Annotated in this window: 12 protein-coding genes and 2 pseudogenes; 8 read left to right on the top strand and 6 right to left on the bottom strand. The window is 74.0% G+C overall.

Features of this window, described 5'->3' with window-relative positions; genetic code table 11:
- Positions 1-1083 precede the first annotated feature (1083 nt).
- Positions 1084-1233, top strand: coding sequence for a hypothetical protein (locus tag KRR39_RS00080; protein ID WP_216939819.1), 150 nt, complete (start codon positions 1084-1086; stop codon positions 1231-1233).
- On the opposite strand, the gene KRR39_RS00075 is transcribed toward KRR39_RS00080, so the two are convergent.
- Positions 1230-2372 (bottom strand): LCP family protein, encoded by a 1143-nt coding sequence (locus KRR39_RS00075; protein ID WP_216939818.1) that lies wholly within the window; start codon positions 2370-2372, stop codon positions 1230-1232. The genes KRR39_RS00080 and KRR39_RS00075 overlap by 4 nt on opposite strands.
- 345 nt (positions 2373-2717) lie before the next feature.
- Here KRR39_RS00075 and KRR39_RS25740 point away from each other — a divergent pair.
- A pseudogene (locus tag KRR39_RS25740) lies at positions 2718-4355 on the top strand (putative bifunctional diguanylate cyclase/phosphodiesterase); the annotation flags it as partial.
- Positions 4356-4440: 85 nt separating this feature from the next.
- Positions 4441-4593: a hypothetical protein gene (locus KRR39_RS00060; protein ID WP_216939836.1), complete on the top strand. Its 153-nt coding sequence runs from the start codon at positions 4441-4443 to the stop codon at positions 4591-4593.
- Here the strand turns inward: KRR39_RS00060 and KRR39_RS00055 are convergent.
- Entirely contained in the window at positions 4581-6281 is a 1701-nt protein-coding gene (locus KRR39_RS00055) for an alpha-glucosidase (RefSeq protein ID WP_216939816.1), read from the bottom strand. The genes KRR39_RS00060 and KRR39_RS00055 overlap by 13 nt on opposite strands.
- Before the next feature lie 62 nt (positions 6282-6343).
- Between KRR39_RS00055 and KRR39_RS00050 the strand changes: the two genes are divergently transcribed.
- Positions 6344-6778: a hypothetical protein gene (locus KRR39_RS00050; RefSeq protein ID WP_216939815.1), complete on the top strand. Its 435-nt coding sequence runs from the start codon at positions 6344-6346 to the stop codon at positions 6776-6778.
- Positions 6779-6790: 12 nt separating this feature from the next.
- On the opposite strand, the gene KRR39_RS00045 is transcribed toward KRR39_RS00050, so the two are convergent.
- Positions 6791-7573: a matrixin family metalloprotease gene (locus KRR39_RS00045; protein ID WP_216939814.1), complete on the bottom strand. Its 783-nt coding sequence runs from the start codon at positions 7571-7573 to the stop codon at positions 6791-6793.
- A 345-nt stretch (positions 7574-7918) separates the two neighbouring features.
- Between KRR39_RS00045 and KRR39_RS00040 the strand changes: the two genes are divergently transcribed.
- Positions 7919-8326, top strand: coding sequence for a hypothetical protein (locus KRR39_RS00040; protein WP_216939813.1), 408 nt, complete (start codon positions 7919-7921; stop codon positions 8324-8326).
- Here the strand turns inward: KRR39_RS00040 and KRR39_RS00035 are convergent.
- From KRR39_RS00035 to KRR39_RS00025, 3 genes are read right to left on the bottom strand one after another with little or no spacing between them, the layout of a single operon-like run.
- Entirely contained in the window at positions 8273-8974 is a 702-nt protein-coding gene (locus KRR39_RS00035) for an anti-sigma factor family protein (protein ID WP_216939812.1), read from the bottom strand. The two genes, KRR39_RS00040 and KRR39_RS00035, sit on opposite strands and share 54 nt — an antisense overlap.
- Positions 8971-9483, bottom strand: coding sequence for a sigma-70 family RNA polymerase sigma factor (locus KRR39_RS00030; RefSeq protein WP_216939811.1), 513 nt, complete (start codon positions 9481-9483; stop codon positions 8971-8973). Before KRR39_RS00030 ends, KRR39_RS00035 begins: the two co-directional genes overlap by 4 nt.
- 53 nt (positions 9484-9536) lie before the next feature.
- Positions 9537-11876 (bottom strand): CDP-alcohol phosphatidyltransferase family protein, encoded by a 2340-nt coding sequence (locus KRR39_RS00025; RefSeq protein ID WP_216939835.1) that lies wholly within the window; start codon positions 11874-11876, stop codon positions 9537-9539.
- A gap of 65 nt (positions 11877-11941) precedes the next feature.
- On the opposite strand from KRR39_RS00025, the gene KRR39_RS00020 reads away from it, so the two are divergent.
- From KRR39_RS00020 to KRR39_RS00005, 3 genes and pseudogenes are all read left to right on the top strand, one after another.
- Complete coding sequence (locus KRR39_RS00020; RefSeq protein ID WP_216939807.1) at positions 11942-12940, top strand: zinc-dependent alcohol dehydrogenase; 999 nt, start codon at positions 11942-11944, stop codon at positions 12938-12940.
- Positions 12937-13326, top strand: coding sequence for a 6-pyruvoyl trahydropterin synthase family protein (locus tag KRR39_RS00015; protein ID WP_254185394.1), 390 nt, complete (start codon positions 12937-12939; stop codon positions 13324-13326). The genes KRR39_RS00020 and KRR39_RS00015 overlap by 4 nt, the downstream gene beginning before the upstream one ends.
- Positions 13327-13643: 317 nt before the next feature.
- A pseudogene (locus KRR39_RS00005) lies at positions 13644-15143 on the top strand (glycosyltransferase); the annotation flags it as partial.
- Positions 15144-15219 lie beyond the last annotated feature (76 nt).

Genomic DNA, 15219 nt, shown 5'->3' with positions numbered 1-15219 from the left:
TCAGCCAGGCGGGCAGCCGGTGCGGGGTGAACCCGACCCGGCGGGCGAACGCGTCCATCCGGGCCAACGCGTCGCTAGCCCGGTCTTCGTGTCCGGCTTCGTTGCCACCGGGGTCCAGGTCGGGCTCCGGCTCGGGTTCCGGGTCGGGGAGCGGGACGTCGAGGGTGGCGGCGCGGAGCGCGGCGAAGGCGGCGAGCAGCTCCACGGCGCGGACCGGGTTGGCCAGCAGCGCGACGGCCTTGACCCGGCGCAGGTCCTCGGTGTCGCGGTCCCCGAACGCGGCCAGCGCGTCGGCCAGGAACGCCACGGTGGCCTCCAGCCGGGCGATCACCCCGACCGTGGAGCGGAGGTAGAACCCGGCGGTGCCGTGCTCGCTGGACCGGGTCCGGTGGGCGAACTGCTCGGTGGTGGCGGCGTCCTCGCGGGCCGCCGCGGTCGCGGGGTCGGCGGCCACCACCTTGCCGGCCAGCCGGGCCTCGAAGCGGCCCCAGGACAGCGAGCCGTCCAGGTGCTCGACCATCGCCGCATCGACGTGGGCGGCCGCGTCGGCCGAGAGGTGCCGGGTGGCGGCCGCGACCCGGCGGGCGTGCGAGACCCGGGCCCGCCGGCCGGTGACCTGGGCCCAGGTCAGCGGCAGCCGGTGCCGCACGTCGAGGGCGTCGGCGACCAGCCGCCGCGCGGACCAGGGACTGATCTGCAGCCGCGCGCCGAGCTCCGCGCACGCGAACTCCGCGACCCGCGGGGTGCCGACCCCACCGACCCGGACCGCCCGCTCGCCGCCCGCCGGCCCCCGGTCCGAGCGGGGCAGCGTGTCCCCGCTGTGCTGGTCGGCGAACACCGCCGCCAGCTCGAACAACGCCGCGTCCGCATCGGTCCGGACCGCGTGCAGCCGCGACACCGCCTCCAGCGTCGCCACCACGCTGTCGGGGGCCGATCTCGTTGCCTGCATGAGGAAACTCTCCCAGCAACCACCGACAGAACCGCCCACGAACAGCCCCGTGGAGCCCGGTTGTGCAGAACTTTTCGAGAGTCTTCCCGCGTCATACCGCTGCCGCCAGGGCCTCCCCTGGCAGGATGCGAACGATGAACGACATGGACTGCGACAACTGCGGCGCCACGATGCGCTGGGAGACCTCGCACTCGCGGTGCGACCGGTGCGGCTACATCCGGCCCTGCTGCGAAGGTGCCCCGGTGACGGCGGCCTGCGTCGTACCGGCCACCCGCAGGGCCTAGGCGCAGAGCCCGTTCTCGGCGGCCTTGGCGGCGGCTGCCTCGTCGGTGGAGGGGTCGGCGCTCGGGCTGGGCGTGCTGCTCGCACCCGGCTTCGGCGACGCCGACGCCGACGGGTCCTTGGCGGCGGTGGTCACCTCGGAGGCGAACCGCTTGTTGATCGGCATGTCGTTGCGGATGCGGTACCAGAGCCGGTCGGCGCCGGGCGCCCACTGCAGCCGGTTCGGGTCCGGCTCGTAGGACTCGAACGGCACGGTGAGGAACTGGACCTGGTCGAGGCCGACGCCCTGGAGCGACTTGGCGAGGCCACCGAGCTTCTGCAGGCTGGACAGCCCCGTGTCGGTGGTCAACGACTTGGTGGCCGCGTCGAGGAAGCGCACGAGCCGCACCGGGTTGGCCAGCGTGCCGGCGGAGACCGCCTTGTTCGCCATCGAGGCGAGGAAGGTCTGCTGGCGCTTCATCCGTCCGATGTCCCCGTTGTCGGAGATGACGTGCCGGACCCGGACGTAGTCGAGCGCCCGCTGGCCCTTCACGTTGTAGGTGCCGGCCGGCAGCGTGATGTGCCCGGTGGTGTCGTTGACCTCCTTGGGCACGCAGACCTCGACACCGCCGAGGGCGTCGACCATCTTGCGGAAGCCGTTGAAGTCGATGACCACGAAGTGGTTGATCCGCACGTTCGTGAGCTTCTCGACCGTCTTGATCGTGCAGGCCGGGCCGCCCACGGCGTACGCCGCGTTGAACATGCTCAGGCCGCCGGGGTCGGTGCCGTTGCCGTCCTTGCGCTCGCACGTGGGTCGCTCGACCATCGCGTCGCGGGGCAGGCTCACGCCGTACGCCAGCTTCCGGTCCCCGGAGATGTGCAGCAGGATCGTGGTGTCGGACAGCCCGGGGGTGTCGCCGCCGATGTGGCCGGTCTGCCCCTCGCGGGTGTCGGAGCCGAGCAGCAGGATGTTCAGCGGCTGCTGCGGGGTCTCCTTCTTCACCGCGGCAGGGCGGTCGGTGCCGAGCGCGTCGGTGATGTCGATGCCGGTGATGTTGTTGTTCAGGTGCCGGTAGACGAAGAACCCGCCGGTGAGGACCACGACCAGGACCACGGCCAAGGAAAGGGCCACGGTCTTGAGGACGCGGTGCTTGGAGCGCACGCGGTCGCGGTGTCGCGGTGTCGACTCAGACAAGGGCAGGTCCAGCGTTCGTGTTCGGTGATCGGACGGAGAGCGTCCGGGCCCGGCAGGCACAGCCTACGCGAGGGCCCGAACCCCGGACCCGGGAACAGGCAGCCGGGCGGTCCTGACGCGGACAGCCACCCATGATGCCAAGAGCGACCGTCCACCGCGAAATCGGGCAGAAGGGACAGGTATCCTTCCCGGCGCCCAAAACTCGTCCCGACATCGGCCGGCACACCCCCCTCGCCGGCTCGCCGCGCTTACGCTGACAGCGCCACCCTGTCCGGACCGCGCGCGGGACCACTCCTGCGCGGGGGAAAACACATGGTCGACGAAGGCAAGCTGTCAGCGGTCCTCAGCGAGCTGGCGTTCACGCTCGCGACCGACTTCCCCCTCACGGCCATCCTGGACCACCTGGTCGAACGGATCGTCGACGTCCTGCCGGTCACCTCCGCCGGGGTCACGCTGATCGACCCCGGGGTCAGCCCGCGCTACGTCGCCGCGTCGGACGAGTCCGCGCTGCTGTTCGAGCGGCTGCAGACCGACCTGGCCCAGGGCCCGTGCGTGCTCGCCTTCGAGTCGGGCAGCGCGGTGGCCGTCCCCGACCTGAGTGTGGACCACCGCTTCCCGGAGTTCGGGCCGGCCGCGGTGGAGGCGGGCCTCGCGGCGGTCTTCACGTTCCCGCTGCGCCACGCGGACGGCCGCTTCGGTGCCCTCGACCTGTACCGCGGAACCCCGGGTGACCTCAGCGGCCACGCCATGGAGGTCGCCCAGACCCTCGCGAACGTGGCCGCGGCCTACCTGCTCAACGCCCGGGCCCGCGAGGAGACCACCCGCAGCCATGCCCGGTTCCAGCACCTGGCCATGCACGACGCCCTGACCGGCCTGCCGAACCGGCTCCTGCTGCAGGAACGGATCGAGCAGGCCAGCCGTCGTGCGCAGCGCTCCGGCGCCCAGGCGGCGATCCTGTTCATCGACCTCGACCGCTTCAAGCAGGTCAACGACACGCACGGCCACCAGGTGGGCGACGAGCTGCTGCGCGGGGTGGGTCGTCGGCTGTCCGGGCTGCTGCGGCCGAGCGACACCCTGGCCCGGCTGTACGGCGACGAGTTCGTGCTGCTGTGCGAGGACCTCGACGACCTGAGGGACGTGGAGGTGCTCGCCGACCGGATCCGCAGCGCGTTCTCCACGCCGTTCGCGACCTCCGGCACCGCGCTGACCCTGACCGCCAGCATCGGGGTCGCCTTCGCCGGCCCGGGCGAGTACGTCACCGAGGTGCTGATCGCCGAGGCCGACAGTGCGATGTACGACGCGAAGCGCCGCGGCCTCGTCCACGAGGTCGTCGACCTGCGGGACGCGGTGCAGCACAACGAGTCCGGACGGCTGAGCCGCGACCTGCGGACCGCGCTCACCGAGAACGGGCTGGATCTCGTCTACCAGCCGCTGGTGCGCTGCCGGGACGGACTGGTCTGCGGCGTGGAGGCGCTGCTGCGCTGGAACCACCCGGACCGGGGGCCGATCTCGCCGCCGTCGATCGTCGCCGTGGCCGAGCAGAGCGGCCTGATGAACCGGCTCGGCACCTGGGTGCTCACACAGGCCTGCACCGACGCGGTGCGCTGGCGGATCGACCACCCCGACTCACCGTTCGACCTCGCGGTGAACGTGTCGGCCCGGCAGCTCATGCAGCCCGACTTCGTGGCCGAGGTGACCTCCGTCCTCGCGGCCACCGGGATCGCGCCGCGGAGCCTGGTGCTCGAGGTGACCGAGACGATCCTCATCGAGGACAGCGAGCGGGCGCTGCTGGTGCTGCACCACCTCAAGGCGCTCGGGGTGCGGATCGCGCTCGACGACTTCGGCACCGGCTACTCGTCGCTGAGCTACCTGCACCGGCTGCCGATCGACGTGCTCAAGATCGACCAGAGCTTCGTGGCCGACGTGGAGCACGGGTCACGGGGTGCGGCGATCGTCGCCGCGGTCACCAACCTCGCGCACGCCCTCGACCTCGTGGTGGTGGCCGAGGGGGGTCGAGACGCGCAGGCAGCGCGAGGTGCTGACCTCGATCGGCGCCGACCAGGCCCAGGGCTACTACTTCGCCCACCCGCTCCCGGCCGCCGGCATCGACGGCCTGCTCCAAGCCGCGGCCCCGGGGGCGCTGCACCGCCCGGCGGGCAGCGCACCCGGTCGGGGTCACAGCGCGTAGATCCGCGACTCCCAGGGCGCCAGCTCGAGCCCGTCCCCCTCGTGCGTGCCCAGCAGCAGGGTCGCCGCCGCGAGGTCGGGTACGTCGGACGCCTCGACCTTCGCGGGCTCCGAGGAGCAGTTCGCCAGCACCAGGCGGACGTCGTCGCCGAGGGTCCGGGTGAACACCCACAGCTGCTCGTCCTCGGGCAGCAGCAGGTCGAAGGTGCCGTCGACCACGACCGGGTCGGCGTGCCGCAGCGCGATGAGCCTGCGGAAGTGGTGGAAGACCGAGTCCTCGTCGGCCACCGCCGCGGCGGCGTTGATGTGGTCCTTGTTGGGGTGCGCGGGGAGCCACGGCTCGCCGGTCGTGAAGCCGGCGTGCTCGGAGTCGTCCCAGTGCATCGGGGTGCGCGCGTTGTCGCGACCCTTGGCGGCCAGGGACCGGAGCAGGTCCGCGCTGTCGCGGCCCGCCTCGAGCTCCTCGCGGTACCAGTTGATCGCCTCGAGGTCCTGGTACTGCTCGATGCTGGTGAAGTAGCTGTTCGTCATCCCGAGCTCCTCGCCCTGGTAGACGTAGGGCGTGCCGCGGTGCAGGTGCAGCACCGTCGCCAGCGTCTTGGCCGAGGAGACCCGGTGCTCCGGGCTGTCGTCGCCGAACCGCGAGACCGCCCGCGGCTGGTCGTGGTTGTCGAGGTAGAGGGAGTTCCAGCCCACGTCGGCCAGGCCGCGCTGCCACTCGGCGAGGTTGGACTTCAGGACCGGGAGCTCGAGGTCCAGCAGCGCCCACTTGCCGAGCCCGGTCTGCTCGTCGAGCCCGACGTGCTCGAAGGTGAAGACCATGTTGAGCTCGTCGCGCGCCGGGTCGGTGACCTCGCGGGCCAGCTCGATGGTGCTGCCCGGCATCTCCCCGACCGTGAGCAGGTTCTGCGCCGAGAGCCCCACCTCGCGGTTCATCTCGGCGAGGAACTCGTGCAGCCGCGGACCGTTGGCCACCGCCCCCTCGCTCGAGGCGTACTTCTTGCCGGGCTGCCTCGTGCCGTCCGGCAGCGACGGGTCCTTGGAGATCAGGTTGATGACGTCCATCCGGAAGCCGTCGACGCCGCGCTCGACCCAGCGGCGCATCATCGCGTAGACCGCGTCGCGGACCTCGGGGTTCTCCCAGTTGAGGTCGGGCTGCTTCTTGCTGAAGACGTGCAGGAAGTACTCCCCGCGCCGCTCGTCGTACTGCCAGGCGGACCCGGAGAAGACCGACGCCCAGTTGTTCGGCTCGGCCCCCTCGGTGCCGCCCTCGAAGCCCTCGCGCGGCGGCCGCCACCAGTACCAGTCGGCCTTCGGCGATGCGGGGTCGCGGGACTCCTGGAACCAGGTGTGCTCGTCGGAGGTGTGGTTCACGACCAGGTCCATCACCAGCTTGATGCCGCGCTCGTGGGCGCCGGCGATCAGGTCGTCGAGGTCGGTCAGCGACCCGAACAGCGGGTCGACGTCCTCGTAGTTGCTGATGTCGTAGCCGTTGTCGTCCATCGGCGAGGAGTAGACCGGCGAGAGCCAGAGCACGTCGATGCCGAGGTCGGCGAGGTAGTCGAGCTTCGAGGTGATCCCGGGGATGTCCCCGATCCCGTCCCCGTTGCTGTCCAGGAACGAGCGGGGGTAGATCTGGTAGACGACTGCCGACTTCCACCAGTCGGCCGAACGGGCATCAGGATTCATGGGCCAACCCTTCCACAACGTCGGTCCCGGGTGCTCTCAGGTGGGTGACCTACCCTCCAGGGGTGCTCATCACCAACCACGTGCTCGCCGGTGCGCTGATCGGGAGCGTCGCCCCGGGACCCGTCTGCGCGTTCGCCGCCGGCGTCGTGTCGCACTTCGCGATGGACGCCGTGCCGCACTGGGGCGGGACCTCGATCCGCGACGTGCTGCCGATCGCGGTCGCCGACGGGCTCGTCGGACTGGCCGCGATGACGCTGGTCGCGCGGGCCACGCCGCGCGGACGCCGCACCCGGGTGGTGGCGGGCATGCTGGGCGCCGCCTTCCCCGACACCGACAAGCCGTGGGACCTGTTCGTCGGCGGGTCGCCGTTCCCGCAGGGGTGGGACGACTTCCACGGCCGGATCCAGGTCGAGTCGACGAAGCGGATGCCGCAGGAGGTCCTGGTCGCGACGGTCGGCGCGCTCCTGGTGCGCCGACGGCTGGCCGCCCTGCGGTAGTCCGTCCGCCGGCTAGCGCAGCGGCGAGGCGAAGCACCCGTTCGTCGCACCGAGCAGCCGCAGGCCGGCCAGGTCGCCGGCGGCGTAGCCGCCGGTGAACGCCCCGTTGACGTTTGGGTACATCACGTCGCCTGCGAAGGCGCTGTGCCCCAGGCCGGCGGTGTGACCGAGCTCGTGCAGGACCAGTGCGCCCAGGGAGTACCCGTGACCCAGGCCCGGCGCCAGCGCCGCACCGTCGTGGTCCAGCACCAACTGCGCCGACACGATCTCCTGCGGCCCCCGGACGCCGTCCGCGCTGATCTGGTAGCGCGTGGTGGTGCCGCCGTACCCGGCCACCGAGCCGGCCAGGTCCGGGAGGGTGGCCTGGTTGCCCCAGCCGATCAGCAGGTCCTCGTCGGTGCTGTTGCCCTTCTGCGGGCGGTAGGGCTGGTCGCTGGTGGTGCCGGCGTACACGTACCGGAGCCCGGTGGCCGCGGCCAGCCGGGCGACGCTCGCCCGGACGTCACGCAGGTCGCTGGCCCCGCGCTGCCGGGCCGGGTTGTAGCGCCAGGTGATCGGCTTGCAGGGGTTCCAGCGGGCCGGGCGCCCCAGGTCGTCGGTGTTCAGGAAGCTGTACCGGGTCGCCGCACGCCGCGCGCTCGCGGTCCGCGGCACGGCCGGGCTCCCGTAGCGGGCCAGGTCGACCGAGGAGGAGGCGACCACCACTGTGCCGTGGGACGCGGCGTCGAGCGGGGCCTGCGACGTCAGCGCCGCGAGGACGGTGAGTGCGGCCATGACCGTACGCGTGATGCTCATGCGGGAACCCCTTGGGCGCGGACCGACTCGACGAGCGTCGGTTTCGCCTCTGGCTCCTCGTCCGGCACCTGGGCGACCAATCACCCGGACGTATCACTGCCCCGCTCCCGGCCGGTGGAACCGGCCAGGGCACCACCTTGACACGTAACTTAAGCCGCAACTTGCCATAAAAAGTGAAATAGCCTTATAGCACCATCAAGAGGACTGAAACGGTGAGCAGATCGGACCGGTCGGGCCATTGACCCGTCGTCGGGAGTGTGGCCCCGATGAACCGTCCGTTGCCCCGCTCCGTCTCTCCGATGAGGCCCGGCGCCCGCCGGAGCGACTCGGAGAGCGGAGAGTGTCATGAACATGCGACTCGTGACGGCCGCAGCGGTGCTGGTCTCGGCGGCCGTGCACCTCTACCTGTGGTTCGACGTCTTCAGCGGCCAGGCCGTGATCGGTCCGGCGTTCCTGCTGAACGCCGCCGGCGGCCTGGTCATCGCGGTGCTGCTGGTGCGGTGGCGGCACTGGCTGCCCGCGCTGCTGGCGCTCGGCTTCGGGGTCTCGACGCTCGGCGCCTTCGTCGTGGCGGCGACGGTGGGGCTCTTCGGCGTGCACGAGCACTGGATCGGCTGGCCGGTCTGGACCGCGGCGGTCAGCGAGGTCGTGGCCATCGTCGGGGGCGCCGTGCTGCTGGCCGGCACGCTGCGTGCCGACTCACGCGGTCAGCTGCAGCACCCGTCTGCCGCTCGTGGTGCGCACCTCCACTGAGGCGATCTGCGAGCGCCGCACCGAGGTGGCGGCGGTGAGCCGCATCGTCCGGCCGCCGATCGACCGCCAGGTGCCGACCTGCTCGGTGCGGCCGTCGCGGGTGCGCACGACCAGGACGTACGTCGCCACGGCCGGCAGCTCGTACTGGTCGGCACGCGGCTCGTAGGTGCAGGCCAGGTCCAGCCGGGTCCCCCACGCGACGGGGTCGAGGGCGATCGTGGCCCGCACCGGCGCGCCGCCCAGCGGCACCATGGGGGTGCCGGGTGCCGGGCTGCCGGTGACGGCCGGTGCCGCCGCCGAGGGCCGGTCGTGCGACAGCGCCTCGGCGACCACGACCGGCACGACGCCGGCGACCACCAGCGCAGCGGCCGCGACGGCTCCGGTGAGCACGGTGCGGCGGTGCCGGGTCCGTCGTACGTCCGCGACCAGCCGGGGCAGCAGCGTCCCGGGCACCGGCTCGGCGACGGGCGCGCCCTCCAGCACCGACCCGTCGACCCGCGCCAGCAGCCCGGGGAGCCCGGCCAGCCGGCGCACCGCCCGGGCGCAGTCGGGGCAGGCCGCCAGGTGGTGCTCGAACGCCATCCGCTCGCTCGAGGACAGGGCGCCCAGGACGTAGGAGCCGTCCTGGTGCGCGAACTCGCAGCTCATGCGGTCACCCCCATCTCCTCCAGCGCCAGCCTCAGCGCCCGCAGCGCGTAGTGCGTGCGGGACTTCACTGTGCCCTCCGGCACCCCGAGGTGACGGGCTGCCTCGGCGACCGGCATCCCCCGGTAGTAGCACTCGAGCAGCACCGCGCGGTGCTCCTCCGAGAGCCGGGTGAGCGCGTCGTCGACCACCCAGGACAGCAGCAGCCGGTCGGTGCGGTCGCCGTCGTCGGCCCGCTCGGGGACCTCGGCCACGGTCAGCTCGGACTGCGAGCGGCGGGTCCGCCACTCGTCGATGACGATGTTGCGGGCGACGGTGAACAGCCAGGCACGGACCGCGGACCCGGGCCGGTCGAGCACGGCACGGTTGCGCCAGGCGCGCAGCAGGGTCTCCTGCGTGACGTCCTCGGCGCGGGCCCGGTCGTGGCCGGTCAGGCTCAGGCAGTAGCCCCACAGCGCAGCGGCGTGCTCGTCGTGCAGCTGCTGCATGAGTGCGACCTCGTGGTCTGCCATCTCACCTCCCCTGGTGTAACGGGGCACCGCTCCCGGAGGTTCAGTGTGGCCGGTCACGGCCCGAACGCGGAGAGGAACCGGTCCCGGAACGCGTCCATCCGCCACACCGGGGCGGCCGGCGACGGGTGCAGTCCGGGCTGCCAGTGCCAGGAGTCGATCCGGTGCAGCACCGCGGGGTCCTTGGCCACCACGGTCACCGGCACGTCGTGGTCGGCACCGGCCCCGGAGACCACCGGGGCCGGCTGGTGGTCGCCGAGGAACACGAGCACCGTCCGGTCGTCGCCGTAGTGCTCGAGGTAGGACACGATCGCCGACAGGGAGTACTCGATCGACTGCCCGTAGGCCGCCCGCACCCGCTCCGGCGACCGCCAGACCTGCGTCTCGGAGGGCAGCGTCTCGGGCATCCCGTCGAACACCGACCCGTCCCCGACCGCGGCCTGGTCGATCAGGTGCGGGGTCCGGGACCACGGGGCGTGGCTGCTGATCAGGTCGATCTCGGCCATCACCGGCCGCCGGTGCTGCCGGGCGAGCTCGAGACGGTGGAACGCGTCCAGGGTGTACTGGTCGGGCATCGTCGGGTAGCCGAACCGGGGCCCGCGGTAGCCGACGTTGCGCGAGTCGTAGAGCCGGTCGTAGTGGTAGAACGCGCCCTGCGGCCAGTCGTGGGTGTCGGCCGGCACGTCGCTCACGGTGCGCCAGCCGGCCCGCCCGAAGGCCTGGCTGAGCGTGAAGCGCGGGCTGGTGACCAGCGCGTCGTACCGCTGCTGGCTGTCGACCCAGAGCCCGGACTGCAGCGTGGAGTGCGCCAGCCAGCTGATCGCGCCGAACGTCGGGGAGGTGAGGAAGGCGCTGCGCGACCCGAAGCCCGCGGCGTCCAGCCGCCGGGTGCCGTCGGCCAGCACCCGGTCCACGCCGGGCGCCATCGAGGAGTCCTGGACCGCGACCCGGCCGTAGCTCTCCACGAACACGAACAGCACGTCCTTGCCGCGGAGCCCGGTCAGCAGCCGGCTTCCCGGCGTGCGGCGCAGAGGGTCGGCCTGCGCCGCCCGGGCGAAGGCCCGCTGGTCGCGGAGCTCCGAGGGGATCCGGCGCACCTGGCCGATGGCGTACGTCGACGTGCTGGTCGACGCGACGTCCGCGCCCTGCGCCGCGTGCACGCCGAGCACCGCGCAGAGCACCCAGGCGGTGCCGAGCGCGACGACGCCGCGCAGCGTGCCCTGCCGGTGCCGGGTGGCGACCCGCGCCAGTCGCAGCAGCGCCAGCGGCATCACCACCAGCAGCGCCAGCACGGCCAGCGCCGCGAGGACCACCGCGGCGACCGCGGCCGGCCGGCCCACGGAGTCGTCGACCAGCCCGACGGCCGAGCCCAGGTAGCGCCAGTCGATCACCGAGTCGAAGGGGCGGTTGAGGCTCGCGTAGAACCCCATGTCGAGCACCTTGACCACGGTCAGCAGGCCGAGCAGCACCCCGAGCAGCACCAGCACGACCCGGGCGGCCCGCCAGGGCACGACCAGCACCAGCAGGCCGAGCAGCACGACCTCGAGCGGGATCCGCACGGCCGCCGACGGGGTGAGCAGCGCGAGCTGGTCCGGCACCACGAGCGCGACCCACACCAGCGCGAGGGCCAGGCCGGTCAGCACCCCCGTCGCTGTCCGGCCGGCGGCCCTCACGTCGGCACCCCGACCCGGACCGGGGCAGGCACCCGGTGCCGCCGGAGCCAGAGGACCTGGTGGGCGAAGGACTCGGTGAGCAGGACCAGGGCCAGCACGAGAGCGGTCACCTCCACCGCGGCGGGGAGCAGGTCGGCCGCGACCGCGGTCAGCACCACCCCCCTGGACGGCGGCGACCACCTTGGCCCACGGCCGGGTCGGCACCGGCTCCCGCAGCCATGGCGCGAACCGCCCCGCGACCCAGAGCGCGTAGCGCGCGAGACCGATCAGCAGGACCCACGCCCCGGCGGTGCGGGCGACGTACACGCTGAGCACGAGGACCAGGAACGCGTCGACCTCCATGTCGAACGCCGCACCGAACCCGGAGACCGATCCGGTGCGCCGCGCCACCTCGCCGTCCACCCGGTCGAGCACCAGCGCCACCGCGGCCAGCCCGACGAGCAGCGCCACCGGCGCCGGGTGGGCGGCCACCAGCGCGGCGACCCCGCCGACGAGCACGGCGCGGGTCAGCGTGACCCGGTCCGCCGGGCCCAACCGGTCCAGACCATGGGCGGGCAGCGCCACCGTCAGGGCGCCCGCCGTGACGGAGCCGCAGGCCAGGCCGACCGCCCAGCCGGGGGCGCCGAGCCCGACCGTCGCGGCGAGCCCGGCCAGCACGGACAGCTGCGCGAGCAGGCCGAGCATCGGACCACGTTGAACCATCGGCACCCGGCCTCCGTTCATGGGGGGACAGCAGGTAGACGGACGGGTGGCGGTCCCGGTTCAACGGGGGCGGGTGGGAAGGGCCGATGGAGACTGAGGCGCAGGCGTTCTGGGTGAGCGGCCCCGGTGCCGGCGAGATCCGCCGCGTCCGGCTGCCGCGGCCGGGCGCGGGCGAGGCGCTGGTGCGCACCCTGCGGTCCGGGGTGAGCCGCGGCACCGAGTCGCTGGTGTTCCGCGGCGGGGTGCCGGTCAGCCAGCACGCGGTGATGCGGGCGCCGTTCCAGGACGGCGACTTCCCGGGACCGGTCAAGTACGGCTACCTCAGCGTCGGAGTCGTGGAGGAGGGACCGGCCGCGCTGCGGGGACGGACGGTGTTCTGCCTCTACCCGCACCAGACGGCGTACGTCGTCCCCGTCGACGCGCTCACGCTGGTCCCCGACGGGGTGCCGACCGCCCGGGCGGTGCTCGCCGGGGCCGTCGAGACCGCCGTGAACGCCCTGTGGGACGCCGCTCCCCTCCTCGGCGACCGGGTCGCCGTGGTCGGGGCCGGCATGGTCGGCTGCTGCGTCGCCCGGCTGCTCGCGCAGGTCCCCGGCGTCGAGGTGACGCTCGTCGACGTGGACGCCGGCCGGGCGCCCGTCGCGGCCGCGCTGGGCGCGTCGTTCGCGGAGCCCGACGCCGCGCCCGGGGGCCGCGACCTGGTGGTGCACACCACCGCCACGTCCGCGGGGCTGCAGCTGTCCCTCGACCTGCTGGCGCCGGAGGCGGAGGTGCTCGAGCTGAGCTGGTACGGCGACGCGGAGACCACCGTGTCGCTGGGCGGCTCGTTCCACTCGGGGCGGCTGGCGGTGCGGGCCAGCCAGGTGGGCACCGTCGCGGCGGCGCGCCGCGGCCGCCGGACCACCCGCGAGCGGCTCGCCCTCGCCCTGGACCTGCTGCGCGACCCGGCGTACGACGTCCTGCTGACCGGCGAGTCCCGGTTCGAGGAGCTGCCGGAGGTGATGCCGCGACTCGCCACCGGCGACCTGCCGGCGCTGTGCCACTCACTCACCTACGGGACGGGGGCGGTGCCGTGTTCAGCGTGACGGTCCGCGACCACATGATGGTCGCCCACAGCCTGCGCGGCGAGGTGTTCGGCCCGGCGCAGCAGCTGCACGGGGCCACGTTCGTGGTGGACGTGACGTTCCGCCGCGCGCGGCTGGACGCCGACGGGATAGTCGTCGACATCGGGCGGGCGGCCGAGGAGCTGCACGCCGTCGTCGGCGCGCTGTCCTACGGCAACCTCGACGAGGACCCGTCGCTGGCCGGGCTGAACACCACCACCGAGGTGCTCGCGCAGGTCGTCGCGGACCGGCTGGCCGACCGGGTCCGGCAGGGCGCCCTCGGCCTCGACGCCGACGAGCTCGCCGCGATCGCGGTGACGCTGCACGAGTCGCCCGTCGCGTGGGCCAGCTACGAGCGGGCACCGTGACCGGCCGGCCGCCGCGCACGGGCACCGTGCACGCCGTCGTGCCCGAGGGGCTGGACGACCCGGCCCGGCCGAGTGGCGGCAACGCCTACGACCGGCGGGTGCTCGACGGCCTGCGGTCGGCGGGCTGGAGGGTGCACGAGCACGCCGTGCCGGGGTGCTGGCCGCGACCGGACGCCGCGGCGCTCGCCGCGCTGGCCTCCGTCGTGGCGGGGGTGCCGGACGACGTGCTGCTGCTGGTGGACGGCCTGGTCGCCGCGGCCGCGGCCGCCGTGCTGGTGCCGCAGTCCGCCCGGGTGCGGCTGGTCGTCCTGGTGCACATGCCGCTCGGCGCGGCCGAGCACGCGGTGCTGGCCGCCGCCGGGGCGGTGCTGACCACGAGCCGGTGGACCCGCTGCCTGCTGCTCGAGCGGCACGGCCTGCGTCCCGAGCGGGTGCACGTCGCCGAGCCCGGGGTCGACCCCGCCGGCCTGGCGCGGGGCACGCCGACCGGCGGCCGGCTGCTCTGCGTCGCGGCGGTGTCCCGGCACAAGGGCCACGACCTGCTGGTCTCGGCGCTCGCCGGCGTCTCCGGCCTGCCCTGGCGGTGCAGCGTCGTCGGCTCGCTGACCCGCGACCCGGCGTACGTCGCCCGGGTCCGGCGCCAGGTGGCGGGCGCCGGCCTGGCGGACCGGGTCTGCTTCCACGACGCCCTGCGCGGTGACGCCCTCGCCGCGGCGTACGCGTCGGCGGACCTGCTGGTGCTGCCGACCCGGCTGGAGAGCTACGGGATGGTCGTCACCGAGGCGCTCGCCCGCGGGCTGCCGGTGGTCGCGACCACCGTCGGCGGCGTCCCCGAGGCGCTGGGCACGCTGCCGGACGGCCGGCGCCCCGGGCTGCTGGTGCCGCCGCACGACGCCGACGCGCTGGGCACGGCGCTGGAGCGGTGGCTGACCGAGCGCGGCGCTGCGCGCCGGGCTGCGGGAGGCCGCCCGGGCCCGGCGCGAGGCTCTCGCGGGCTGGCCGGCGACCACCGAGCGGGTCGCCCGCGTGCTGTGCGGGGTGGCCGCGTGACCGCCGGGCGCTGGCGGTGGGCGCGGCTGCTGGCCGGCGCCGGCGTGCTGGTGCTGCTGGTCGCCCGGGTCGGCGCCGGCCCGTTCGTCGACGGGCTGCGCGCCCTCGACGCCTGGGCGGTCGGCGCCGCGTCCGCGGTCACCGTCGCGACCACGGTCTGCGGTGCGTGGCGGTGGCGGCTGGTCGCCGCCGGCCTGGGCCTGGACCTGCCCCTGCGGACGGCGGTCGCGGCGTCGTACCGTGCCCAGCTGCTCAACACCACGCTGCCCGGCGGCGTCGTCGGCGACGTGCACCGGGGGGTGCGGCACGGCCGGGAGGTCCGGGCCACCGGTCGCGCGCTGCGGGCGGTCGCCTGGGAGCGGGTGGCGGGGCAGGTCACCCAGGGGGCCGTGGCGGTGGTGGTCCTGCTGGTGCTGCCGTCCCCGGTCCGCTCCTCGATGCCGCGCGTGCTGCTCGTCGCGGTCGCCGCGGCCGCGGTGGGTCTGCTCGTCGTCCGCGTCGCGGTGCCGGTGCTCCGCACGGACCTGCACGCCCTCGCCACCCGCGGGTCACCGCTCGGGGTGGCGCTGCTGTCCGGCCTCGCGGTCGTCGGCCACCTGGCGGTCTTTTGGGTCGCGGCCCGCACCGCCGGGGTACCCGCGTCACCGGTCCGGCTGCTGCCGCTCGCGCTGCTCGTGCTGCTGGCGATGGCGGTGCCGACCAACGTCGCCGGCTGGGGCCCGCGCGAGGGGGTCGCCGCCTGGGCATTCTCCGCGGCCGGGCTCGGCGCCTCCGCCGGCGTCGCCACCGCGGTCACGTACGGCGTCCTGGTGCTGGTCGCCAGCCTGCCCGGCGTGGTCGTGC

The sequence above is a fragment of the Nocardioides panacis genome (assembly GCF_019039255.1).
Lineage (GTDB): Bacteria > Actinomycetota > Actinomycetes > Propionibacteriales > Nocardioidaceae > Nocardioides_B > Nocardioides_B panacis.
This window is presented reverse-complemented; position numbering and strand designations above follow the sequence as displayed.

Coding starts and splice junctions, on each gene's coding strand:
- KRR39_RS00080 (WP_216939819.1), top strand. CDS start 1,084: ATGAACGACATGGACTGCGACAACTGCGGCGCCACGATGCGCTGGGAG.
- KRR39_RS00055 (WP_216939816.1), bottom strand. CDS start 6,281: ATGAATCCTGATGCCCGTTCGGCCGACTGGTGGAAGTCGGCAGTCGTC.
- KRR39_RS00045 (WP_216939814.1), bottom strand. CDS start 7,573: ATGAGCATCACGCGTACGGTCATGGCCGCACTCACCGTCCTCGCGGCG.
- KRR39_RS00040 (WP_216939813.1), top strand. CDS start 7,919: ATGAACATGCGACTCGTGACGGCCGCAGCGGTGCTGGTCTCGGCGGCC.
- KRR39_RS00035 (WP_216939812.1), bottom strand. CDS start 8,974: ATGAGCTGCGAGTTCGCGCACCAGGACGGCTCCTACGTCCTGGGCGCC.
- KRR39_RS00030 (WP_216939811.1), bottom strand. CDS start 9,483: ATGGCAGACCACGAGGTCGCACTCATGCAGCAGCTGCACGACGAGCAC.
- KRR39_RS00025 (WP_216939835.1), bottom strand. CDS start 11,876: ATGAACGGAGGCCGGGTGCCGATGGTTCAACGTGGTCCGATGCTCGGC.
- KRR39_RS00020 (WP_216939807.1), top strand. CDS start 11,942: ATGGAGACTGAGGCGCAGGCGTTCTGGGTGAGCGGCCCCGGTGCCGGC.